At 64.2% G+C, this 22,573-nt stretch carries 24 protein-coding genes; 15 read left to right on the top strand and 9 right to left on the bottom strand.

Annotated elements, in window-relative coordinates; translation table 11 throughout:
* The first annotated feature begins 62 nt into the window (after positions 1 to 62).
* The gene (locus tag Q0718_RS03860) at positions 63 to 398 is read left to right on the top strand and encodes a gamma-glutamylcyclotransferase family protein (protein WP_298913702.1); all 336 of its coding nucleotides are present in this window, start codon (positions 63 to 65) and stop codon (positions 396 to 398) included.
* Positions 399 to 416: 18 nt separating this feature from the next.
* Here Q0718_RS03860 and Q0718_RS03865 read toward each other — a convergent pair whose 3' ends face one another.
* Entirely contained in the window at positions 417 to 1,037 is a 621-nt protein-coding gene (locus tag Q0718_RS03865; RefSeq protein ID WP_298913705.1) for a trimeric intracellular cation channel family protein, read from the bottom strand.
* Between the two features lie 184 nt (positions 1,038 to 1,221).
* On the opposite strand from Q0718_RS03865, the gene Q0718_RS03870 reads away from it, so the two are divergent.
* From Q0718_RS03870 to Q0718_RS03885, 4 genes are all read left to right on the top strand, one after another.
* Positions 1,222 to 2,088: an FAD-binding domain-containing protein gene (locus Q0718_RS03870; protein ID WP_298913707.1), complete on the top strand. Its 867-nt coding sequence runs from the start codon at positions 1,222 to 1,224 to the stop codon at positions 2,086 to 2,088.
* Positions 2,085 to 2,495, top strand: coding sequence for a hypothetical protein (locus Q0718_RS03875; RefSeq protein ID WP_298913710.1), 411 nt, complete (start codon positions 2,085 to 2,087; stop codon positions 2,493 to 2,495). Before Q0718_RS03870 ends, Q0718_RS03875 begins: the two co-directional genes overlap by 4 nt.
* A gap of 41 nt (positions 2,496 to 2,536) precedes the next feature.
* On the top strand, positions 2,537 to 3,505 hold the full coding sequence (locus Q0718_RS03880; protein ID WP_298913713.1) for an FAD-dependent oxidoreductase: 969 nt from the start codon (positions 2,537 to 2,539) through the stop codon (positions 3,503 to 3,505).
* A 93-nt stretch (positions 3,506 to 3,598) separates the two neighbouring features.
* Positions 3,599 to 4,711 carry a PAS domain-containing sensor histidine kinase gene (locus Q0718_RS03885; RefSeq protein WP_298913716.1) on the top strand — a complete coding sequence of 371 codons (1,113 nt, stop codon included), beginning with the start codon at positions 3,599 to 3,601 and terminating at the stop codon, positions 4,709 to 4,711.
* Here the strand turns inward: Q0718_RS03885 and Q0718_RS03890 are convergent.
* The gene (locus Q0718_RS03890) at positions 4,695 to 6,320 is read right to left on the bottom strand and encodes a hypothetical protein (RefSeq protein WP_298913719.1); all 1,626 of its coding nucleotides are present in this window, start codon (positions 6,318 to 6,320) and stop codon (positions 4,695 to 4,697) included. The genes Q0718_RS03885 and Q0718_RS03890 overlap by 17 nt on opposite strands.
* Before the next feature lie 50 nt (positions 6,321 to 6,370).
* Positions 6,371 to 7,831, bottom strand: coding sequence for a sigma-54 dependent transcriptional regulator (locus Q0718_RS03895; protein WP_298913724.1), 1,461 nt, complete (start codon positions 7,829 to 7,831; stop codon positions 6,371 to 6,373).
* A 279-nt stretch (positions 7,832 to 8,110) separates the two neighbouring features.
* On the opposite strand from Q0718_RS03895, the gene Q0718_RS03900 reads away from it, so the two are divergent.
* The 5 genes from Q0718_RS03900 to Q0718_RS03920 all read left to right on the top strand — a co-directional run bounded on the left by Q0718_RS03900 (position 8,111) and on the right by Q0718_RS03920 (position 11,694).
* Positions 8,111 to 8,404, top strand: coding sequence for an aa3-type cytochrome c oxidase subunit IV (locus tag Q0718_RS03900; protein ID WP_298913726.1), 294 nt, complete (start codon positions 8,111 to 8,113; stop codon positions 8,402 to 8,404).
* Between the two features lie 154 nt (positions 8,405 to 8,558).
* A complete protein-coding gene (locus Q0718_RS03905; protein WP_298913729.1) occupies positions 8,559 to 9,689 on the top strand; it encodes a Re/Si-specific NAD(P)(+) transhydrogenase subunit alpha in 1,131 nt (376 codons plus the stop codon).
* Between the two features lie 4 nt (positions 9,690 to 9,693).
* On the top strand, positions 9,694 to 10,023 hold the full coding sequence (locus Q0718_RS03910; RefSeq protein WP_298913732.1) for a proton-translocating transhydrogenase family protein: 330 nt from the start codon (positions 9,694 to 9,696) through the stop codon (positions 10,021 to 10,023).
* Between the two features lies 1 nt (position 10,024).
* Complete coding sequence (locus tag Q0718_RS03915) at positions 10,025 to 10,291, top strand: hypothetical protein (protein WP_298913735.1); 267 nt, start codon at positions 10,025 to 10,027, stop codon at positions 10,289 to 10,291.
* Entirely contained in the window at positions 10,288 to 11,694 is a 1,407-nt protein-coding gene (locus Q0718_RS03920; protein WP_298913737.1) for an NAD(P)(+) transhydrogenase (Re/Si-specific) subunit beta, read from the top strand. The genes Q0718_RS03915 and Q0718_RS03920 overlap by 4 nt, the downstream gene beginning before the upstream one ends.
* Positions 11,695 to 11,900: 206 nt before the next feature.
* Here Q0718_RS03920 and Q0718_RS03925 read toward each other — a convergent pair whose 3' ends face one another.
* On the bottom strand, positions 11,901 to 12,527 hold the full coding sequence (locus Q0718_RS03925; protein ID WP_298913740.1) for a glutathione S-transferase N-terminal domain-containing protein: 627 nt from the start codon (positions 12,525 to 12,527) through the stop codon (positions 11,901 to 11,903).
* A gap of 98 nt (positions 12,528 to 12,625) precedes the next feature.
* Here Q0718_RS03925 and Q0718_RS03930 point away from each other — a divergent pair, with 98 nt between their 5' ends.
* Positions 12,626 to 13,480 carry a DMT family transporter gene (locus Q0718_RS03930; RefSeq protein WP_298913743.1) on the top strand — a complete coding sequence of 285 codons (855 nt, stop codon included), beginning with the start codon at positions 12,626 to 12,628 and terminating at the stop codon, positions 13,478 to 13,480.
* Here Q0718_RS03930 and Q0718_RS03935 read toward each other — a convergent pair.
* Positions 13,462 to 14,223, bottom strand: a complete 762-nt coding sequence (locus Q0718_RS03935) for a pirin family protein (RefSeq protein ID WP_298913746.1) — start codon at positions 14,221 to 14,223, stop codon at positions 13,462 to 13,464. The two genes, Q0718_RS03930 and Q0718_RS03935, sit on opposite strands and share 19 nt — an antisense overlap.
* A 24-nt stretch (positions 14,224 to 14,247) precedes the next feature.
* A complete protein-coding gene (locus Q0718_RS03940; RefSeq protein ID WP_298913749.1) occupies positions 14,248 to 14,844 on the bottom strand; it encodes an NAD(P)H-dependent oxidoreductase in 597 nt (198 codons plus the stop codon).
* A gap of 119 nt (positions 14,845 to 14,963) precedes the next feature.
* Here Q0718_RS03940 and Q0718_RS03945 point away from each other — a divergent pair, with 119 nt between their 5' ends.
* Entirely contained in the window at positions 14,964 to 15,872 is a 909-nt protein-coding gene (locus tag Q0718_RS03945; protein ID WP_298913752.1) for a LysR family transcriptional regulator, read from the top strand.
* A 254-nt stretch (positions 15,873 to 16,126) separates the two neighbouring features.
* On the opposite strand, the gene Q0718_RS03950 is transcribed toward Q0718_RS03945, so the two are convergent.
* Together Q0718_RS03950 and Q0718_RS03955 are read right to left on the bottom strand one after the other, a co-directional pair.
* Complete coding sequence (locus Q0718_RS03950) at positions 16,127 to 16,471, bottom strand: hypothetical protein (RefSeq protein ID WP_298913755.1); 345 nt, start codon at positions 16,469 to 16,471, stop codon at positions 16,127 to 16,129.
* 146 nt (positions 16,472 to 16,617) lie between these two features.
* Entirely contained in the window at positions 16,618 to 17,388 is a 771-nt protein-coding gene (locus Q0718_RS03955) for an enoyl-CoA hydratase-related protein (RefSeq protein ID WP_298913758.1), read from the bottom strand.
* A 430-nt stretch (positions 17,389 to 17,818) separates the two neighbouring features.
* On the opposite strand from Q0718_RS03955, the gene Q0718_RS03960 reads away from it, so the two are divergent.
* The gene (locus tag Q0718_RS03960) at positions 17,819 to 19,219 is read left to right on the top strand and encodes a sodium/proline symporter (protein WP_298913761.1); all 1,401 of its coding nucleotides are present in this window, start codon (positions 17,819 to 17,821) and stop codon (positions 19,217 to 19,219) included.
* 6 nt (positions 19,220 to 19,225) lie between these two features.
* On the opposite strand, the gene Q0718_RS03965 is transcribed toward Q0718_RS03960, so the two are convergent.
* The gene (locus tag Q0718_RS03965; protein ID WP_298913764.1) at positions 19,226 to 20,245 is read right to left on the bottom strand and encodes a hypothetical protein; all 1,020 of its coding nucleotides are present in this window, start codon (positions 20,243 to 20,245) and stop codon (positions 19,226 to 19,228) included.
* Positions 20,246 to 20,419: 174 nt separating this feature from the next.
* Between Q0718_RS03965 and Q0718_RS03970 the strand changes: the two genes are divergently transcribed.
* On the top strand, positions 20,420 to 21,592 hold the full coding sequence (locus tag Q0718_RS03970; protein WP_298913767.1) for a matrixin family metalloprotease: 1,173 nt from the start codon (positions 20,420 to 20,422) through the stop codon (positions 21,590 to 21,592).
* Entirely contained in the window at positions 21,582 to 22,535 is a 954-nt protein-coding gene (locus tag Q0718_RS03975; RefSeq protein ID WP_298913770.1) for a mechanosensitive ion channel family protein, read from the top strand. The genes Q0718_RS03970 and Q0718_RS03975 overlap by 11 nt, the downstream gene beginning before the upstream one ends.
* The last annotated feature ends 38 nt before the right edge of the window (positions 22,536 to 22,573 follow it).

A 22,573-nucleotide genomic window follows, 5' to 3' on the forward strand; every position in this document is an offset into this window, starting at 1 on the left:
CATAGGCTGAGCCAATAGCGATGCGGGTATGGCGATCGGGCGAGATCGGCTAGGCGAGCCTCATGCCCCGGCTCTTTTCATACGGCACGCTTCGGATCCTGCGCGTGCAGCGCGACCTGTTCGGGCGTGAGCTGGTATCAGAGCCCGACGCCTTGGTCGGCTACGCACGGACGCAGGTCGAGATCACCGATCCGGCCGTGCTTGCGCTGAGCGGCGAACGCTTCCATCCGGCCGTGATCCGAACAGGCGATCCGCATGACAGGGTGGGCGGGACCGTGTTCACATTGAGCGATGCGCAATTGGCCCGTGCCGATGCCTATGAGGTGGACGAGTACGAGCGCGTCGCCGTGACGCTCGCCAGCGGCCGCGGAGCGTGGCTCTACGTCTTAGCGGACTGACCGGGCCGGGGAGGGCTTTTAGTCCGGTCGCGGCAGAGACCAGCCGAAATGGATCGCGCAGCCGCGTATGGCGAAGGCCATGGAAAACCCGACTAGGGTGCAGACTTCGAACGACAGTCCGGCCCGCGACGACACGGCGTATCCCAACCCGCCCAGCAGGGCCGCCGTGGCGTAGATGTCCTGTTTGAGCAGCAGCGGTTCGCGGTTGGCGACGATATCGCGCAGCAAGCCCCCGGCCGAGGCCGTCACCCCGCCCATGATCACCGCGATGGTGACGCTGTGTCCCAGTCCCAATGCCTTGGCCGTACCGGCCACTGCGAACAGGGACAGGCCGATCGCATCGGCCCAGCGGATCGGCTTGGACATTTCCATGCGGGTTGTGAACAGGGCGGCGAGGATTGCGCCGAGCAGGACCATCAGCAGCGATGTCGTGTCGGTCAGCCAGAAGATGGGTTCATCGAGAATCAGGTCGCGCAGCGTCCCGCCGCCCAGTGCCGGCAGGAAGGACAGGACCAATATGCCGAGCCAGTCCATCTTGGCGCGGACCGCGACGATCCCGCCGGAGACGGCGAAGACGAGCACGCCGAAGCGGTCCAGGAAAGCCAGGGCGACATCGAGGCTGAGCGCATTGAATTCCATGGATCGCCCATAGCGCCGCATTCGCGCCTGTCACCTTTCAATATGCCACTTCCCAACATGTCGCCCGTTTAACGTCCTGCCGCCTTGCCAGTCCTTGAAGCCAGGTCCTAAGGATGGGTTCATAAACCGGGACATAAGGTCATAGCGGCGCAACCCGCGCCCGGCTGACGCGTAAGCAGGAACCATGGCCTCTACTGAAACCGACAGACAGGGTGCGTCCGTTCTCTCGGCCTGTGCCGACCGCCGCGACCTCGCGGTCCTGGCGCGCGCCCTGAGCCCGCATCTGGGGGCGGATGACCAGCTCGTCTCCCCCACTCAAGGCGGACGCGAGGCCGCAATGGACAGGATGGCCTCGATCGACCCGGTCGCCTATGCGCGCACCCGCAACCATCTGGACGGCGCCGTGACGCTGCTCGGTCCCTATATCCGCCACGGCGTTGTCGCCCTGCCGGACGTGCGCGACACCGCGCTGGCCACCGTCGGTCATCCGACGGATGCGGAGAAGCTCGTGCAGCAGCTCGCCTGGCGGGACTATTGGCGGCGCCTCTACGGCGATTACGGCATGCGCATCTGGGACGATCTGGAAGACTACAAAACCGGTTTCGGCCCCGAAGACTATGCAGACACCTTGCCGGACGACATTAAGGCCGGGGCGACCGGCGTGGCGGCGATCGATGCTTTCGTGGAGGAGCTGGTGACCACGGGGTGCCTGCACAATCATGCCCGCCTCTATCTGGCGGCCTATGTCTGCCATTTCCGGCGCGTCAAGTGGCAGGCGGGCGCGCGTTTCTTCCTGCGTCATCTATTGGACGGCGATCCGGCGTCGAACAATTTATCCTGGCAATGGGTCGCTTCGACCTTTTCCAACAAGCCCTACTACTTCAACCTCGAAAACCTGCAGCGCTTCGCGGACGGCGTGGTGGATACGCGCTATGAGCACAACGTGGTTCTGGCGGGCAGCTACGAGGATCTGCATTTGCGTCTGTTCCCCAATCTCGACCCGCCCGAACCTCGAAAGCCGGCGCGCCCGCGCCGCGGGAGCCGACGATGAGCGCCATGATCTGGGTCCATTTCGACGCGCTGTCGATGGCGCATCCCGTCTTCGCGGCGGCGCCCGACGGTGCGCGCCGCATCCATGTATGGGATCCGGAGGAGCTCGCCCGCCGCGACTGGTCGCTGAAGCGCTGCGTCTTCGTCCTGGAGTGCCTCCAGCAGATGGATGTGGAGCTGGTGCCGGGCGATCCGGCCGACGTCCTGGATGCGGACGACGTATTTCTGGCCGCGTCGCCCGATCCCTACATAAGGGGCGTGGCGGAACGGTTGTCCGGACACGTCCGGATCGTGGATGACGAACCGTTATCCGTCGTGCCGGACGATACCGACATGACCCGGTTCTTCCGCTTCTGGAACAAGACGAGACGGTCCGCGCTGCGTCTGGACGAAGTGTCGGGCGGCTAACTTCGCGTGACTGGATCATGACCGATGGACATGGGGGCGGCATGAAGATCGCGATCATCGGGGCCGGGATGGCCGGTCTGGCGACGGCCCGCCGTCTTGGCGATGCCCATGAGGTCGTGCTGTTCGACAAGAGCCGGGGCGTCGGCGGACGCATGAGCACGCGCTATGCAGGCGAGTACGAGTTCGACCACGGCGCGCAATATTTCACCATCACCGATCCCGCTTTCCGTGAGGCGGTCGCCACCGCCGGCCAGGACGCCTCCGCCGTGCTGTGGGACAGCCGCGGCTTCTACATGAAGGCCGGCAGAGCCGGGCCCGATACCGGCCGCCCGCGCTGGGTCGGCGCACCGCGCATGAACAGCCTGCCCAAGGCTCTGGCCGCTGGACTCGACATCCGTCTCGGTCGCCGTATCGCCAGCGTCCAGGGAAGCGCGGGCGCCTTGCAACTGCAATTCGAAGACGGCGCGACCGAAGGCCCGTTCGACCGCGTGATCTGCACGGCACCCGCCCCGCAGGCGGCGGCGCTGTTGCCCGACGGTTCGCCTCTGCAAGCCGATCTTGCCAGAGTGCGCATGCACGCCTGTTTCGCCTTGATGGTCGGCTGGCCGGAGCCGTTCGATCCTGACTGGGACACGCTACGCGCGCCGGATTTGCCGGTCAGCTGGATCGCGCGCAACCAGGCCAAGCCGGGCCGTAACGCCGACATTTCAAGCCTGGTCGTCCACGCCGCTCCGGATTGGTCGGACGCTCACGTGGAGAGTGACCGGGACCATGTTCGCGCGCTCATGCTGGATACGGCCTCCACGCTTTGCGGTCGCGCATTGGATGGTGCGCCGCATATCGACCTGCACCGCTGGCTTTACGCCTATGCCGAAGGCGGTGTCGGCCGGGACTGCCTGAGCGACGACGCATCGGGCATTCTCCTGGCCGGAGATTGGTGCCTGGGCGGACGCGTGGAGGGCGCTTTCCTAAGCGGTCGCGCGGCAGCGCGGCGCGTCCTCCAAGGTTGAACCGGCGCGCAGGGTCGCCAATTCATAACCTCGATCAAATTCTGATCCTTTCATCTGTGTTATTTTTCATTTGGGGCACGGAGGGGATTGGCGATGGAGTTCAGGCAAGCGACTGCGGAGAGCTTCGCGGAGCATGCGGTATCCTCGCCCGCGCAGAGCAGATCGGCGGTGCCGCCGAACGGGGCGCTGTCGTCGACCTCCATATCCGCCCTTGTTGCCGTCCTGAACGCCCATCCCGACTGCGCCATGCTGATCGAGCGCGACCGCACCGTCTCCTTCGTTTCCGCCAACGGACGCTGTCCGAAGACGCTAGCCCCCCTCGACATCATGGCGGGCACGGATTGGCTGGAGCTCTATCCCGCCGCGTGCCGGAATCCCTTGTCCGAGAGCTTTGCCTCCGCCCTGAACGGCACGATGCGCGCGGTCGAGCGGCGCATCCGTTCCGAAGACGGCAGCCATCGTGACTGGTTGTTCCAGCTCTCGCCCGTGCGGGGGGAGGACGGAACGGTCGAGCGCGTCTTGTGTCTGTCCAGACCCGTTTCCGCCACGCGCCCGATCGATCTGCCGGGCCGTGAGGCAGACCACCGCATCAAGAATTCGCTCGCTTCGGTCTCCAGCCTGCTGAGCCTGCAGGCCCGCCAAAGCGACAACGGCTCTGTGCGCGACGCGCTGGAAGCTGCGTCCCGGCGCATCATGAGCGTCGGGCGCGTGCATGAAAACCTGCGAAACCTGGGCGATGGCCCGAATGAGCGACACGTTGCGCTCCGGCCTTTCCTGAAGTCCCTGACCGTCGATCTGGTCGATAATCTGGGCGGCGAACGGATTACGCTCCTGCATGAAATCGACGATGTCGTACTCCCCGCCCGTCACGCAACGGCTCTGGGTCTCATCGTCACGGAAGCCGTCATCAATGCGCTACGCCATGCCTTCCGGGACTGTCCCGAGGGCGGGATGATTCATGTCGGTTTGCAGCAAGATGACGGCCGGCTCCGGCTTGTCATTTCCGATTCGGGGTGCGGCATGCCCGACGGGTTCGACTGGCGCGCGGCCAAGGGGCTGGGCGGCCGCATCATTGCGCTTTATGCACGCAGCCTTGGCGGCGAAGCGAAGCTCATCCTTGGCGATATGGGCGGTACGTGTTTGGTGCTCAACAGTCCCATGTTCGAAACGCCGAAGCAGAACGCAAGGTCTAGAACCGGGCCTTGAAACCGAGATTGATCGCATGGGCGACGGTTTCGTCGTTCGACACCTGCTGCGGGGCGACGAAGGGGATGAAGCCGCGATTGTAGACATATTCGGCGCCGATATCGAGGAAGTCGCCGAGCGGATATTCCACGCTGAGCGCATGCTGTTCGTTGTCCGCGAAAGTGGTGCGTTGTCCGCGTCGGCTCACATTGCCCGTATCGTCGCTGAGATTGCCCCAGGACCCGGACGCCGCGATCGACATGCGGCGACCGTTGACGATCGGTTTGATCCGTAACTGCGCCACCAGGACGGAGAGGTTTTCGTCAAAGGCGATGTTGTCCCGGTCCGTCGTGGATTCGGCCGGATCGACCAGGAATTGCGGGAAGGGGACGCCGTCCACCGTCTGGGGGATCGCGGCCGCCCAGGGTTCCGTGGTCGTCGTATATTCGACCATCGCGTCGAAAACGGGGCTGTTATACTCGGCGAACCCGTTCACTAGGCTGTTGCGATAGCGGATGAAGTTGGTCGGCGGCCTGCCGGTCGAGCGGCCGAAGAAGGTATGGGCCGTCCAGTTGTCGCGATAGATCGTGTCGTGCAGGTAGCCGCCGCCGACCGTGAACGCCCCGCCGCGCGGCAGGAGGAATTCCTTCTCGGCCGAGACCGCATAGTTGGCGATGTTGTTTTCCTCGTCGGCCAGGGCGACGCGCAGCTGGCGCCCGCCGGAAAAGGCCGAAGCGGCGAATTTCCAACCCTGATTGTAATAGCCGATTTCGCCGACCGGCTGGTCGGATACGGCCCAGAAATAGTGGTGGCCTTCATTGTTGGTGAACGCGTTGTAGCTGTCGAAATTGCCGAAATCGATCGTCTTGCGGCCGAAGGCGGCATAGAAGGGCGAGCGCTGCAGATTGCCGAAGACGACGAAGGCCTTGCGCAATTGGAATTCGTCCTGTTCGCGCGGATATTCCGTCTCGGAATATTCGGGTTGCAGGAACAAGGTCGTCCAGTCGCCGAACGTGCTGGTGAATGTCAGGGCGGCATGGTTGATCGCGAATACGCCGGCTTCGTCGTCCGTGCGGTTGGAGAAGAAGGGGAAGCGCGAGAGCAGGGGGAACTGCCCGTCCACTTCGGTCTTCTGGTACATGAACGCACCTTGGACCGCGCCGCCCAGATAGAGCGAATTGGGTTGCAAGACGCCGTTGGCACGGTTGACCAGCAGGGTTAGCGTGCGCCCGGTCGTGTTTTCCTGCCAATCCAGCATGTCGCGGCTGTTGCGCACCGACGTACGTATGTTGAAGCCGCCGAAATCGAGATTACGGTCGCGGTAAAAGGATTGCGCGGCGGCCGGGGAATAGGTGACGGCGTGCGCATCGCCGTAGCCGCGCAGGCCGAGGCCCGCGACCGGTCCGGCCGCCGGAGCGTAATGGGGTCCGGATTGCGCATATTGGTAATGGCCGCCTTGCAGGCGCTGTCGCTGCCAGCTTTGGGATGATAGATAGACGCCCTGGCTCGCACCGGACGATTGGAACATGCCGCGCAGGGGCTGTTCCTGACCGTAACCCGCCAGAACCGGCAGGCCGGCCGCACCGATCGCGGCGCATGCCAGCAAGCCTGTCTTCAGCTTTCCCATCATCTTCCCCACAAGATTCCATGCCGCCTTGACGCATAAGCGTAAGGATTCCGTTAGGCGGAGCGCACTTGCTCCACGTTCAGCGCATGTTCGCGCACCTTGCGGTAAAGGGTCGATCGGCCGATCCCGAGCCGTCGGGCGACTTCGGACATGTGTCCCTGATAGGTCTCGATGGCAAACGCGATGAGGTCGCGCTCGATATCTTCGAGCGTGCGCAGATGGCCTTCCCGGTCCATGACGGACACGGCCGTGCGGTCCTCGCTCTCATTGGCCGGGACGAGCCGGTCCAGCGGATCGCGGTCGAGCGGATCGGGCTGCGGTGCCAAGGATGGCGACAGGCCGGAGATCTGCGGAAAATCCTGCGGGCGCAGCTGATGGCCGTCGGACAGGATCATGGCGCGGAAGATCATGTTCTCCAACTGGCGGACATTGCCTTTCCAGGCTTCGCCGCGCAGCATCTGCAACGTTTCAGAGGTCGCGCCGGACACGGACATGTTCTCTTGCGCATTGAAGCGCGCGATGAAGTGTTCGGCCAAGGCGGGGATGTCCTCGGCGCGGTCGCGCAAGGGTGGCACCGCGATCGGAAAGACGTTGAGGCGGTAGAACAGGTCTTCGCGGAACGTCCCGTCCGCCACGCAGTCCGACAGGTCGCGGTTCGTCGCCGAGACGATGCGGACGTCGACGGGGACGGGGCGCTTGGATCCGATCGGGTCGACTTCGCCCTCTTGGAGCACGCGCAGCAGTTTAACCTGCATGTCGAGCGGCAGTTCGCCGACTTCGTCGAGGAACAGCGTCCCGGTATGGGCTTCCTGGAACTTGCCGAGATGTTTGGAGTTGGCGCCCGTGAAGCTGCCCTTTTCATGGCCGAACAGGATGCTTTCGACCAACGTTTCGGGAATGGCACCGCAATTGACCGAAATGAACGGCTTGTCGGCCCGGTCGGACGCGCCCTGGATGGCACGGGCGATGACTTCCTTGCCGACGCCGGACTCGCCGGTGATTAGGATCGGAATGGTCGCTTTGGCGCCGCGTTCGCCCATGGCCACGACGGGCCGCATGGCCGTACTGCTGCCGATCAGATCGTCGAAGGTCAGGCCGCCGCTCGATTCCTTTTTCAGGCGCGTCACTTCGCGCGACAGCGTCTTCATCTCCAGCGCGTTGCGGATGGATACGACGATGCGTTCCGGCGAGGCCGGTTTGACGACGAAATCGCGCGCCCCGGTCTTCATCGCCGACACGACGGCTTCGATCGATCCCTTGGCGGTCAGCACGATGACGGGCAGCTCCGGGCGCTGTTTCGCCAATTCGGTCAGCACGTCCATCCCGCCGCGGCCCGGCATGATGAGGTCGAGCAACATGATGTCCACGGACGGGCCGTCGGGTCCGGTCGCCATGCCGAGCGCCGTGTCGCCGTCCCCGGCCTGAAGCACCGAAAAGCCGCTTTTTTCGACGACGGCTTGCAACAGTCGACGCTGGGTCGGATCGTCGTCGACGATGAGAACGGTCTTGGACATGGGACTCCTGCGGATTTGCTAGCCGGTGCAATCGCGGCCTGGCTTGTTTCGATCCATCTGTGCCGAAAAGGGATGAAGGCCGGGTCAGCAAAGAGGGTAAAGGGAGGGTGAAGTTCAGTCCGGGCCGGATGAACCGGCCATGACGACCGCGATGCCAGCAGAGCAGTGATGACGATCGGAGAGTTGAACCCGGCCGAACGCTTTGATAGGTGGCGCGGGACAGGACCGGGCGGCGGGCGTTGCACGCTCCGCGCCCTGCATGACAAGGATATGAGCGCTATGGCTGGTTCGAATTACGATCGTGGTGCGATGGAAATCGACGATCACAAGGAAACCTTTTCGGGCTTCATGAACATGTCCGTCTATGGCGGCGCGTCGATCATCGTGGCGCTGCTGTTCCCGATCCTCGTGTTCGGCGTCAATCTGTCTTGGCTGACAGCCTTGATCGTCACCGTCGTGCTGGGCGTCATCATCGGCGTCGTCATGAAGTTCAAGGCGCAATGGTACGCGATCCTGATCGGTGTTTCGGTCCTGCTGGCCGTCATCGTCGGGTTGTTGACGCTGATCTTCTAGAGCGTCTGCACGCGCCAGACCGCGGCATATATATTCATCCGAAGCCCGTATTCGGAAAAAAGTTTTCCCGAACCCTGCCTTCCGATTGCGGATGCGTCCTCGTTCCGTCTAACAGTCGTACCGACTCGATGACGCAATCGCGAGGGGGAGTGTCGTGAAGATCACCGTGCTGAAAGACGCATCCGGGGCCGAGGCCCGCGTCGCGGCTACCCCGGATACCGTCAAGACCTATGTCGAGGCCGGCCACGACGTCACGGTCGTGAAAGGCGCCGGCAAAGCCGCGACCTACGCCGATGCCTTGTATAAAGAGGTCGGCGCGAGCTTGGCCGCATCGAACAGTGCGGCCGTCAAGGCGGCGGACCTCGTTATGTCCGTCACGGGAGGCACGGCGAAACTGCTGGCCGGAATGAAGCGGGGCGCGGCCATCACCGGACTCCTCGCTCCGACGGACCGGCTGGATTATGTCGAGGCCGCTGCCAAGGCCGGAGTGATGGCCATCGCGCTAGAGTGGATTCCGCGCATCAGCCGCGCGCAGAGCATGGATGTCCTGTCGAGCCAGTCCAATCTGGCAGGCTACCGGTCGGTCGTCGAAGGGGCGGGTCTGTATGGCCGCGCCCTGCCGATGATGATGACGGCCGCGGGCACCATCGCCCCGGCCAAGATCTTCATCATGGGCGTCGGCGTGGCGGGACTGCAGGCCATTGCCACGGCGCGCAGGCTGGGGGCGGTGACGACGGCGACGGATGTGCGTCCCGCCACCAAGGAGCAGGTCGCCTCGCTCGGCGCCAAATTCATTGCCGTGGAAAACGACGAGTTCCGCGAAGCCGAAACGGCGGGCGGCTATGCCAAGTCGATGAGCGAGGATTACCAGCGCCAGCAGGCGGCACTGACTGCCAGCCACATCGCCAAGCAGGATATCGTCGTCACCACAGCGCTGATTCCGGGCCGCGACGCGCCCATACTGGTAACGAAGGCGATGCTCGACACGATGCGGCCCGGTTCCGTGCTGGTCGATCTGGCGGTCGAACGTGGCGGCAATGTCGAGGGTGCGAAGCCCGGCGAGATCGTCACCACGAAACACGGGGTGCACATCGTCGGCTACCTCAACTGGCCGTCCCGCATGGCGGCGGATGCGTCCAGCATGTTCGCGCGCAATCTCAAGGCGCTTCTGCCTCTGTTGACTGCCGACGATGGATCCTTCGCGCCCGACTGGGACGATGAAGTCATTCGGGGGGCGGCGCTCACCCGCGACGGCTCCGTCGTGAACGACCGATTGAAGGAGTAGGGCAATGACCCTCGCAATCATCTTGGCAGGCGGCGCGGCCGTCAGCCCGCTCGTCTTCCAGCTCGCCATCTTCGTGCTGGCGATCTTCGTGGGCTACTATGTCGTCTGGTCGGTGACGCCCGCGCTGCACACCCCGCTCATGGCCGTGACCAACGCCATCTCTTCCGTCATCATCGTCGGCGCGCTCATCGCGGTGGCGGCCGGGACGAAAGGCGGATCGCCCATCTCGACCTGGACTGGCGTGATCGCGGTCGCGCTCTGTGCCGTGAACATCTTCGGCGGATTCCTCGTCACCCAGCGCATGCTGGCGATGTACAAAAAGAAGGAGCGCTAGGATGGAGCGCTTTCCCGAATATACCGGTCTGTTGCTGGCCATTGCCGGCGTTGTCTGGCTTCTGTTGTACTGGCGGCGAGGGCTGCTCCGACTCGCGCCCTTCGCCGTGACGCCTGTATTGGTTGCGCCTTTCATGTCCGCCTACGCGACCAACGCTGGCGCGAGACCTCTCGATTTGACCGATCTGCTTCTCATAGGTGTGGGGACCATATTCTTCGGTTTCATTGTTCCGGTCACCGGATATCGCACCGAAGGGAGGTCGGCATGACTCTCTCCGCCGATCTAGCCGCGGTTCTCTACACCGTCTCCGCCATCCTCTTTATTCTCGCCTTGCGCGGGCTCAGTTCGCCGGAAACGTCCCGGCGCGGCAATCTCTACGGCATGGTCGGCATCGGCGTCGCCATCGTCACGACCATACTGGTCGCCGGATTGGGCGGCCAAGGGCTGCTGCTCGTCGGGGCCGGTCTTGCGGTCGGTGGAGGCGTCGGGGCGGTGATCGCGCGCAAGATCCCCATGACCGACATGCCGCAGCTCGTCGCGGCCTTTCACAGCCTGGTCGGGCTGGCGGCGGTCCTGGTCGCGCTGGCGGCGTTCTTCTCGCCGGAGAGTTTCGGCATCGTCGGCGACGGCGGATTGATGAAGCCCGGCTCGTTGCTCGAACTTTCGCTCGGGGCAGGCATCGGCGCGATCACCTTCACGGGCTCGCTGATCGCCTTCGCCAAGCTGAACGGCAACATGTCCGGCGCGCCGATCCTCTTGCCGGCGCGGCATCTCATCAACATCGCGCTGGCGGCGGCCTTCTTCTTCCTTGTCGGGATGATGATGAGCACGGGCGGCGCGGATCCGTGGATGATGTGGGCGCTGATCGGCTTGACGCTGATTCTTGGCTTCACGCTCATCATCCCGATCGGCGGCGCGGACATGCCGGTCGTGGTATCGATGCTCAACAGCTATTCCGGCTGGGCGGCGGCGGCGCTGGGCTTCACGCTGGGCAATCTGGCGCTGATCATCGTCGGCGCGCTGGTCGGCAGTTCCGGCGCGATCCTGTCATACATCATGTGCAAGGGCATGAACCGCAGCTTCGTCTCCGTTATTCTCGGCGGGTTCGGCGGCGACGCGGCCGCCGCGGTCGGCGACCGCGAAGAGCGTCCGATCAAGCGCGGAAGCGCTGAAGACGCGGCCTTCATCATGAAGAATGCGTCCAAGGTCATCATCGTGCCGGGCTACGGCCTGGCCGTGGCGCAGGCGCAGCATGCCACACGCGAAATGGCCGATACGCTCAAGGAGGCGGGCGTCGACGTGGCCTACGCCATCCATCCCGTCGCGGGACGGATGCCAGGCCACATGAATGTGCTGCTGGCCGAAGCCAACGTGCCCTATGACGAGGTGTTCGAACTGGAAGACATCAACAGTGAATTCTCCAACGCCGATGTGGCCTTCGTCATCGGTGCCAACGACGTGACAAACCCGGCCGCCAAGACCGACCCGCAAAGCCCCATCGCCGGAATGCCGATCCTGGACGTGGACAAGGCTGCGACCGTTTTGTTCGTGAAGCGGTCTCTGTCGCCCGGCTATGCCGGGATCGACAACGACCTGTTCTACGAGGACAAGACGATGATGCTGCTGTCGGAGGCCAAGAAGATGGTCGAGGAGATCATCAAGGCTTTGTAGCGAACCGGTGCAGCCGGAAATCTCGCGAGCGCTGCGAGCGGAGGATGCCGCAGTTTTATGGTTGCTGAAATCAGGTGAAGGCCTCAGCGAAAGGGCCTGCCATAACCTTGTGAAGAACGCCGTCGGAAGATCCTGTCAATAAATGCCGGGGTCCGGTACTTGCGAAGATCACATGATGCGGCGCCCATTGACGTTTCTCCAGACGATCAAGCCTTGGTAGGTTTCATCCCCTGCCGCTCCAGCGCCAGCTGCACGCTCTCATCCTTTTCCATCTCGCGCTGATGCTCCGCCAGTTTCGGATAGTCTTCCAACTTGAGCGGAGTGCGTTCGATCCAGCGCATGACGATGTAGAGATAGGCGTCGGCGTAGGAGCGTTCGGGCAGCAGCCACGGGCCGTCGCTCTCTGCGACCCAGTCGTTCAGCCGTTTGAAGTGGCTGTCCAATCGGGCGTAGGTCTTGTGACGCACGATCTTTTCGCTCTGCGGTGTCTCTGCGAAGGTGCCGGGGGAGAAGTGGCCCTTGAAGGCGGCGTGGACTTCGGATGATAGGTAGGAGAGGGCTTCGGCCTCGCGATAGCCAAGCGGTGTATCGCGCGCGAACGCGTCTCCGCCGAACTTCGCGCCGATGAAGGCCAGGATGGCCGCACCTTCCGTCAGGACCGATCCGTCGTCGAAGACCAGCGCCGGCACCTGGCCGCGCGGATTGACGGCGAGATAGGCGTCGCTCTTATGATCGCCATAGGGCAGGTTCACGATCTCGATCGGAGCGTCTTCCCAAGCGACCGCGATATTCGGAGCCAGGGCGCAAGTGCCGGGCATGGTGTAAAGTTTCATGACTGTCTCCATTGGGGTCGTGGGTCTTCCGATGATCGCGGTCACGCCTTTATCAATGCCGGGGCGACGTCAATCGTTTCCGGCGCTATGCGCGCCGGATGACGGCTCGCGCGACTATCCTGCTGACCGGCTTCGCCCTGTTTGCGTTTGCGGGAAATTCCGTATTGGCGCGTGCGGCGCTGATCGACGGTATGATCGGGGTCGTTCCGTTCACGGCGATCCGCATTCTGTCGGGCGCGGTCGTGTTGGCCGCTTTGGTCGGCGGCGCGTCCGGACTGCGGTCCGGCAGCTGGGGCGGAGCGGCCTCACTGCTCGGATACGCCGCCCTATTCACATTGGCCTACTTGAAGCTCGATACAGGCATGGGCGCGCTGCTCCTGTTTGCGAGTGTGCAGATCACGATGATCGGATGGGGGGCGAGATCGGGGGAACGGCTCGGCCGCATTGCCGGTGTGGGTGTCTTGTTGGCCTTTGGGGGTTTGGTGGGATTGCTGCTGCCGGGTCAAGCACGGCCGGACATTCTGTCCGCCCTTCTGATGATCGCGTCGGGCGTGTGCTGGGGCGTCTATTCGCTGTTGGGGCGAGGTCCGGGTCGAGCGCTTCACGTAACGGCCGGAAATTTCATGCGGGCCAGCCTTCTCGGCGCGCCGCTCGTCGGGCTCGCTCTGTATACAGGAAGCGACACGAGCCTGACTGCGACCGGCGTCGGCCTGGCCGTGCTTTCCGGAGCTGTCACGTCCGGCCTTGGCTATGCGGTCTGGTATCGGGCGCTGCAGGGTTTGACGGCCAGCCGCGCCGGGATCGTGCAGCTCGCCGTTCCGCCGATGGCCGCGCTGGGAGGGGTCGTCCTGCTGAGCGAACCTCTTACGATGCGTTTGGTTGCGGCGAGCGCGATCATCCTGGCCGGGATCGCGCTCGCTATAGTCGGTCGCCCTCACTCGAACTCGAAATAGAGCAGCTCGGCGTCTTCGGCTTCGCGGAACTCCAAACGCCCGTTCTCGCGGATGGCCAGACCGTCGCCGCGGCGCAGGGCCTGACCGTTCACCGTGATGGACCCGTCGGCCACCTGCACCCAGCCGCGCGACCCATCGCCCATCGCGTGGTCGAGTGTCTGGCCGTCACTGAGCGTCGCGGCGTAGATGTCGGCGTCGGCGCGCATCGCCATGGATCCGTCCCGACCGTCCGGCGACAGGAATAGAGCGAGCTTTCCATCCTTGTCGTCCGGCGCGATGTCGAGCGTGTCGTAACGCGGCGCGGCGCCCGACACGTTCGGGATCAGCCAGACCTGCAGAAAACGCATCGGTTCGTCTTGCGACGGGTTGAACTCACTGTGCGTCACGCCGGAACCGGCACTCATATATTGCACGCCGCCGGCCCGGACGGTCGATCCGTTGCCCAGGCTGTCGCGGTGCTGCAACCCGCCTTCGAGGACATAGGAGAAGATTTCCGCGTCCCGGTGAGGGTGCATCGGAAAGCCGCCGCCACCCGCGACCCAGTCGTCATTGATGACGCGCAAGGCCTCGAAGCCCATATGGCCGGGATCATGATAGTTGGCGAAGGAGAAGCTGTGCGCGGAGCGCAGCCAGCCGTGATCGGCGGTGCCGCGGGCTTCCGCCGGGCGTAGCTTCAGGCCCCCGGCGAGTCCGGTTTCGATCATGTGCGTTCCTTTGCGGGCCGTGTTGGATAATCGTGTCATGGTCGTCTCCTGATGGTCGGAGGGTCAAGCCGCAAGCGCGCGGACTTGTTCCTGGGTTCGTTGCAGCTTGTCGGGCGGACTGGTCTTGAGTGCATCGGCGGCGACGATCTCCACGTCGGTGATGCCGATGAAGCCCAGGATGAAACGCATGTAGGGCGTGAGGAAATCGACCTCGCTGCCCATTTCCGTGCCGCCCGACGCCAGCAGCACGACGGCGCGCTTGCCGTGCAGTAGGCCTTCGAAACCCTGTTCGCCGTAGCGGAAGGTCCGCCCGGCGAAGACGATCTGATCGATCCAGAGCTTCAGCGAAGCCGGGATGGTGAAATTATAGACCGGTGCGCCGATGACGAGCACGTCGCTACGCTCGATCTCGCCGATGAGTGTCTCCGAGATGGCGATCGCGGCGCGGTCTTCCGCCGTGCGGCCTTCAGGCGCAGTGTGGGCGGCGCGGATCCACGCTGGTGTGACGACGGGCAAGGGCTCGCTCACATCTCGCGTCTCGACCCGCACGGGGCCGGTTTTCGCCAGATTGTCGATATAGAGATCCGTCAGACCCCGCGTGACCGACCCGTCCTGCAAGGCGGAGCTGTCGATCCGGAGTATGTTGAGCGGTTGGGTCATGGCTGGCATCCTTTGAAGAGATCGGAGAAGGGGTGGGTCCGATGATGGCGATTTAGGTGTTGCCGGTTTCATGCATAAGGGCGATTGATCTCAAGTCATCGTTGCATTAATCGCAACGCATGGATCGTTTCACCGAAGCCGAGATGTTCGTCCAGACGGTCGAGGCGGGCAGCATCACGGGCGCCGCCAAGGCCTTGTCGGTGGACAAGTCCGCGGTCTCGCGCCGACTCAAAGCTTTGGAAGCGCGGCTCGGCACGACGCTGATGAACCGCTCCACCCGCACGCTGTCCCTGACCGAAGCGGGACGGACCTATCATACCCGCGCTCAGGAATTGCTGCGCGCCTGGCGGGAGATGGAAGACGATGCGAGCGGCGCGGATTGCGCATTGGCCGGTCCGATCCGGATTGCAGCGCCGCTCTCCTTCGGTCTGTCACAGCTCGGCCCGGTGCTGATCGACTTCCAATTGGACCATGCGGATATCCAGCTCGACGTCGATTTTTCGGACCGGAAGGTCGACCTCGTCGCCGAGGGGTTCGACTTGGCCGTGCGGATCGGGCGTCTGGATGACAGCGCGCTCATCGCGCGCAAGCTGGGCGATGTACGGATCATCTGTGCGGCATCGCCGGACTGGCTCGCGGCGCATGGCCCGGTGCGCTCGATCGACGAACTGAACGGCGCGCCCGGCCTGCTTTATGGGCTGCGCCAAGGGCAGGGCTGGGCCTACCGTATGCCGGACGGTGCGACGGGCATGTTGCAGCTCGACCCCGTCATGCGCGCGGGCAATGGCGACTTCCTGCGCGATGCGGCGATCCGGGGTCTTGGTGTCGTCGTCGAACCGGATTTCATCCTTTGCGACGCCGTCCGGTCGGGACAACTGGTCGTGCTCCTGCCCGATCATGTTTTCGAAGCACCGTCCGTCTATGCCGTCTGGCCGCCGACGCGGCACTTGCCGCGGCGTGTCCGGGCGCTCGTCGAGCGGCTGTCCGACCGCTTCGGAGGCCGGGCGCCCTGGTCTTTGGACCTGTGACAGTGAGGAGATTGGCACAAAGCAAAAAGACAGAGCAAAAAAAGGAATGCATCGGTGCAGATCCAGCGGACGTTCGGTCTGTCCGGCTCCAGTCCCCCATCCCGGTCTTGATGCGGATGAGCTCCAGAGGAGACATCAGTCCTAGCCTCTATCTCCGGGGATGGCCATGAGGGCAGTCTCTGGAGGCCCTGCATTCGATAAACACCGCAATGAGGCGATTTGCGGAAACTGCATCCGGCTTGCGCCGAACCGGATCAGGCGAGGAGGGTTTCGACATCCTCGACGATGCGCTGGATCTGTACTGGCTTGTTGCGGATCAGCGGATCGTGATCGGCCAGCGCGTCGCGTACATCGGCGGCATTGCCGGTCAGGAACATGAAAGGCACGCCCTGGCGCGCCAGTTCGCGGGCGACGAATTCGGACGTGCCGCCGGTGACGTAGAAGTCGAGCAGAGCGCAATCCGGCGCATTGTCGTTATCGTTGAGCAGCTTCAAGGCTTCGGGAACGGAGGCGACAGGGCCGACAATGTCAAAGCCTGCGTCTTCCATGACACCTTCCATGTCGAGCGCGATGAAGGGATCGTCCTCCAATATCATCACGCGGTACGCCATGGGATGCCCGTTCGTCCTGGTTCGTGCCGGAAGTGACACAATAGCGAAATACCTGCCGATCTGACTCCGTTCCGGATTACTTGCCCAGAGATAACATCAATCAGGTTAATCTTCGGTTCCGTGCGGCGCCGAAGTCAGAATGCGGGCGGACGCTTTTCCATGAAAGCCGTATAGCCCTCCCGGAAATCGGTGCTGGAAAAGCCGTTCCGGAACAGGGTGCGCGTCTCGTCGCTCTGCTGCCGCTGGCCGGCGGCATAGGCGGCGAACAGCCGTTTCATCGCGCGGGCGCTCTGCGTCGATTGCGCGGCGAGCCCGGCGGCATATGTCGCGACTTCGGTCTCCAGCTCGTCAGGCTTGACCACCTTGTTGACCAGGCCCGTCTTCTCCGCCCGCTTCGCCTTGATGGTCCGCGCGCTGAACAGCATGTCCTTGGCATGGGGCGCGCCGATCGCCTCGACCAGACGCGCCAGATCCGAAAACGGATAGACGAGGCCGAGCCGCGCCGGCGTGATCGCGAAGCGCGCGGTATTGTCCGCGAACCGGATATCGCAGGCCAGCGCCAGTCCCAGCCCGCCGCCGACACAGGCGCCGCGGATCGATGCGACCGTCGGCACGGGGAAGGCCGCCAACGCGTCCAGCGCGGCCAAGATGTCGGCACTGATCCGCGCGCTCGACTCGGGCGTGGCATAGAGCGTGCCGAACTCGCTGATGTCGGCCCCGGCCGAAAAGTGCGCGCCCTCGCCCTGGACGATCAGGACCTTCGGCCCGGCGCGTTCCAGGTCGTCCAGCGTGCCGGGCAGGGCCGCCCACATGGCGGCCGTCACGGCATTGCGCCGCGCCGGTTGCGACAGGGTGAGGCGGGCGATCCGATCGTCGCCTATCTGAATGTCGAGCATGTCCGTCATGGGTTTGCGTCCTTTGGAAACGGAAGGGGGAAGCGTCTGCGTCGCTATAGAGGCTGCACCGGATTTTGCGATGCGATGTTTGGAGTTCGGCCAGACCGAAGGCGCTTAAAGGGAGCCGAAAAGCCTATCAGTAAAACTTATAAGCTGAGATAAGAAACTTATAGACCAATATAAGACAATATTCTAGATGGAATACCTCATGTAATATCCTGTCAGTGTGATTTGTGCCTGACAGTCGGCGTCATCCTTTCGGACGCGCGCTTCATGCATCTCGTACGGTCCCATATTCCGGTGTCACCATGCGGTTTTCGGCGGTGGCAAATCGGATGTTCCGTGAGGTTTCGCCGGCCTGGGAAAGCGCCCACTCTCGCCATTCGCCGACTGACAAGTCGGTCCCGACCCGCTAGCGGCGGACCGGGGAGGAACGCTCATGGACGGGAACGTCGTCATCATCGCGACACTGGTCGCCTACAAGATTTTGCTGCTGGGCATTGGGGTCTGGGCCAGCCGCCGGGTGGGGAGCGAAGGCGACTTCTTTCTGGCCGGGGAAGGCGGGCTGGGCGCATGGACGGCGGGGCTGTCCTACGCCGCCTCGACCTCCAGCGCCTGGGTGCTGCTCGGCTTCACGGGGATGGTGTTCACGCAGGGCCTCGTCGCGCTCTGGCTCGTGCCGGGGATCTTCGGCGGCTACGTCATGACCTGGCTGGTCATGGGGCCGCGACTGAATGCGGAGACGCGCGAGCGCGGCCATATAACGATCGTCGATTTCCTGACGTCCGATGCCGGGCGCTGGGCGCGTCTGATCGGCGGGGTTGCGGCTGCGTTGATCCTCTTCTGTTTCGTCTTCTACATCGCCGCGCAGTTCCAGGCGGCGGGCAATGCGCTCACCGAAGTGTTCGGGATGAGCGCTACCGAAGCCATCCTGCTCGGCGCGGCGGTGATCGTCGCCTATTGTCTGCTTGGCGGTTTCCTCGCCGCCTCGATCACAGATGCGTTGCAAGCGAGCGTCATGGTGATCGCCTGCCTGATCGTGCCCGTCGCGACCGTCACGGCCGCAGGCGGGCTGGGCCACGTGATCGACACGCTGCGCACAACCGAGGCGCCGGCCTTCTTCAGCCTGAGCGGCGGATCGATCGGCATGGCCGGGCTGGGCCTATCGATGGGCTTGCTCGGGACGGGTCTCGGCGCGCTGGGCCAGCCTCAACTGCTCAACCGGATCATGGCAGTGCGCAGCCAGACGGAGCGCCTGCGCGCGGCGTCCATCACAATGGGTTGGGGCGTGCTGATCTATAGCGGTCTCGTGGCGTTGGCGCTGTCGGGCCGCGCTATGGCCGTGGATACGGGCGGCGAAAGCCTGTTCTTCGCCGCCGCGCGCGAATATCTCCCGCCCGCCATAGCAGGCGTGGTCATCGCCGCCGTCCTGTCGGCCGTCATGTCCACGGTGGACAGCCTGCTGCTGGCGGCGGCATCCGCCGTGTCGCACGATAGCGGCCTGCGCTGGCGAACGCCGGGCCGGGCCCTGCTGATGGGACGCCTCGCCATGGTCGGAGTGGCGATGCTCGCCGTCGCGCTGACCGTGTTCGCGCCCAAGGACATCTTCACGCGGGTGCTGTTCTCGTGGGTCGCGCTGGGCGCGGCGTTCGGGCCTAGCTTGCTGACGCGCTGTCTCGGCTGGCACGTCAAGGGCGGCGCGGTCCTCGCCGCCATCGTCGCGGGCTTCGCGGTCGCCGTGATCGCCTACAACATCCCCGGACCTGTCGCCGAGATCGCGGAGAAATGGGTCAGCTGGGCCGTCGGCCTGCTCATCCTAGCGTGGGGCCGGAGGCGCTAGGGGCCATTACCCTTCATGCAGGGGTCCGTCATGTCGGGGTCTGTCGTGTGAGTGGCCGTGATGGGCGTCCGGACCGTGTTCGCTCATCGCATTGATCCGGGCCTTCTGCGCCGGGCTCAGCACCGTGTCGTAGGCCCGCGAATAATCGTCCCACGCCCGCAAGGCGGCCCCGTCCAGCCGTTCGGGCGACGGGCCGCCCGCAAGCACGGCGCGCAAACGGCCGGCGGCGTCGCGGCAGGCGGACATGATGGTGCGGTTCTGCTTACCCGACGTATCCGCGACCCAAGCCTTGGCTTCGTAGGTCTGTTCGCACCCGTCCGGTGTGGCGAGGTGCAGGCCGCGCGCCGCGGTGACGGACCGGCCCCGCCAATGGTCCGCCGTCAGGCCCAGCTTGCGGTAGGGGATCGTGCGGTCGTAATCGGCGAACAGGCCGTCCGGATTGTCCGTTTCGGTCCAGACATGGACCATGGCCAGGCGCGCCCGGTCGTCACCGCGCTTGAAATAGCGGTCCTTCAGCCAACGCTGCGCCAGCCCTCGGATGAAGGGACGTTCCTCCGTCGCGGCGTTGATGATGCCCACCATATCGTGCACGTGCCAACGGTCCTGCGGCCCGGCAAACCCGGCCGGAAGGGCATCGTCCGGTCCAAGCCGCACGACATAGGCGACGCCCGTCAGGGTCGGACCGGCGCCGAAATCGGCATAGATGAGATTGTTCGGACGGGAGAAATCGATCGGCTCGCCCGCGACGTAATCGTAGGCCGGATTCTCGATATAGTAATGGCGGCCCATCAGCGGTTCCTCGTCACCGAACGGTTTCCAGCCGTCGCGCTGGGCGACGTCGAAGTCGCGATAGCGGGCGGCCGCAGCGCGGACCTGCTCGATCTGGTCCGGCAGCAATTGCCGCCAATTCGCGGGTTCCGGTTCGGCCGTGACCGGCGCGCGCGGCGCGCTCGGCAACTGGATCGGGGCGCTCTGGCAGGCTGCCAGACCGAGTGCGACAGCAAGGCTGAGAAGCGGGGTTTTCATGTTGGATCTCATCGGGTGAAGGTAGAGGGCAAGGCAAAGATCATGACCGGCAATTCGCCCGGGACGCCTGAACGGTCCTTGAACGAACACTGAATTGTTGCTCCGGAACCGCTTCTGCGCCAAGTCGTTGTTTTGCGGAAGTTAAAATCCGGAGCCTGAATGGACGATCCTTCAATGCCTGCCGCCCGATACCGCGTCGGCGTGATGCGCGCGCAATTGGGCGAAGGCGACCCGCAGGGCTTCACCGAACTGGTGGACGGCGCGCTGAAGCGTTTTTCGCGCGATATCGCCGACCAGTTGCCGGACCTGTCCGTCGAGACCTCGACCTTCTCCACGCCGCACCTGGTGCCCGAAGGCGGCGGCTACAATGCACTGGATTTCGTGCAGCTCGGATTGGGCGAGAAGGCCGAGCGCGGGCTTTCCTTCCTGATCATCGTCACCGATGTGGACCTGTCGCCATCCAAAACGTCATATACTCTGGCTCTGCCATCGCGCATCACCAATATCGCGCTGGTCACGACACGGCGCCTGAACCCGGATTTCTGGGGCGAGACGCGCGACACGGACCGGGCGCGCGAGCGCCTGTCCACCGTGCTGATCCATGCGTTCGGCCATTTGCTAAATCTGAACCACTCCGATGAACCGAACAATGTCATGGCGCCGATCAAGGGCGTGGAGACGCTGGACCGGATGACCGAATTCACATCGGAACAGCTGAGCGAGATCCGCGAGACCCTGCCGCGCGAAGCTTTCGACCAATCCACGCGGTCCAGCAAATTCGGCTTTGCGGCGGCTACGATCGGTCGCCGCCTGCCGTCCATCCTGCACGCCGTATGGCGGGCCAATCCGATCAAGCTGGTCGGGCGGATGCCGACCATGTTGGCGACGGCGTTCTCGGTGATCGCGCTGCTGCTGTTCGGTGCCGAAATCTGGGACTATGCGGCGATGGCCAGCACCGCCCAGGTCACGGGGTTGACGTTGATCAGCTTTGCCATCGGCACGTTCGTGCTCTACCGCGCCTTTTCTTTCGCGCCCGTCTCCGCGCGCGACGGGCGCACCATGGAATCGACCATCGTGACGTCGGCGGCGACCCTGATCACCCTGTTCCTGACTCTGCTGGTCATGTTCGCCCTGTTCGCCGGGCTGATGTTCTTCTTCGCCGCGACCATCTTTCCCGAACCGCTGATGGAAAGCTGGCCGACGGTGGAGGATGCGAGCTCCCTCGGCGATCACCTGCGCCTGTCGGCCTTCCTCGCCGGGCTCGGCGTGCTGTCCGGCTCGCTCGGCGGATCGGCGGATTCGCGCTCCGTCGTGCGCCGCGTCCTGTTCATGTCCGATGAAATCTGAGCCTCAGGACGCCGAACAGGTCGCGACCGAGCGGCCCGACGTCACCGGACAGGTGGACGCCAACCCGTCTTTGTTCACGGAGAAGCTGGACGGCTGGCTCGACGCGTTGACCTACGCCCTGCCCAATCTGGCCTTCGCGCTGGTTCTGCTGTTGTTGGCTTGGCTCCTCGGCAAGGGGGTCGACGCGCTCGTCCGGCGCCGTCTCGCCGCGCGCAACCGCGAAGATCTGGGCCAGCTGATGGGAAGCCTGCTGAAATGGGGCCTGATCGCCGGAGCGCTGGCCTTCGGCGCGACCCTGGTCTTCCCCAGCTTGATGCCGGCCGACCTGTTCGCCGGGCTGGGGCTGGGGTCGGTCGCGGTCGGTTTCGCCTTCAAGGACATCCTGCAGAACTGGCTCGCCGGTCTGCTCCTGCTGGTCCGCCGCCCGTTCGAGCCGGGCGACCAGATCGAGGTCGGCGACTTCGAGGGCACCGTCCAGCATATCGAGACGCGATCGACCATGATCCGCACCTATGACGGCCAGCGCGTCGTCATTCCCAACAGCGAAGTCTACGGCGACGCCGTGCTGGTCAAGACCAATGCGGATCTGCGCCGAAGCGAGGTCGATTTCGAGGTCGGCTTCAAGGAAAGCGTCGGTGATCTGCGCGAAATGCTGATGGCGGCGATGCAAGGCGCGGACGGCGTCGTCGCCGAACCTGCACCGGACGTGCTGTCCTGGAACATGCAGGCGACCGCGCTCGTCATCCGCTGCCGCTGGTGGAGCCGGGCTTTTCGCGCCGACGTGGTCGAAACCCGCGCCCGTGTCATCGAAGCCCTGCACGACACGCTGATCGAACACGGCGTCAGCCGACCGCTGGAGGTGGAAGTGCATCTGGACGGCAAGGCCGGAGCCGCGGACATTCCGATCGGTCTGCGTGGGGAGACGCCGAACCGCTCGCGCTAGTCGCTGTTGGATGATCGTGCGGGGTCTTCCGAACTAAT

This window comes from uncultured Algimonas sp. (genome assembly GCF_947498175.1).
Lineage (GTDB): Bacteria > Pseudomonadota > Alphaproteobacteria > Caulobacterales > Maricaulaceae > Litorimonas.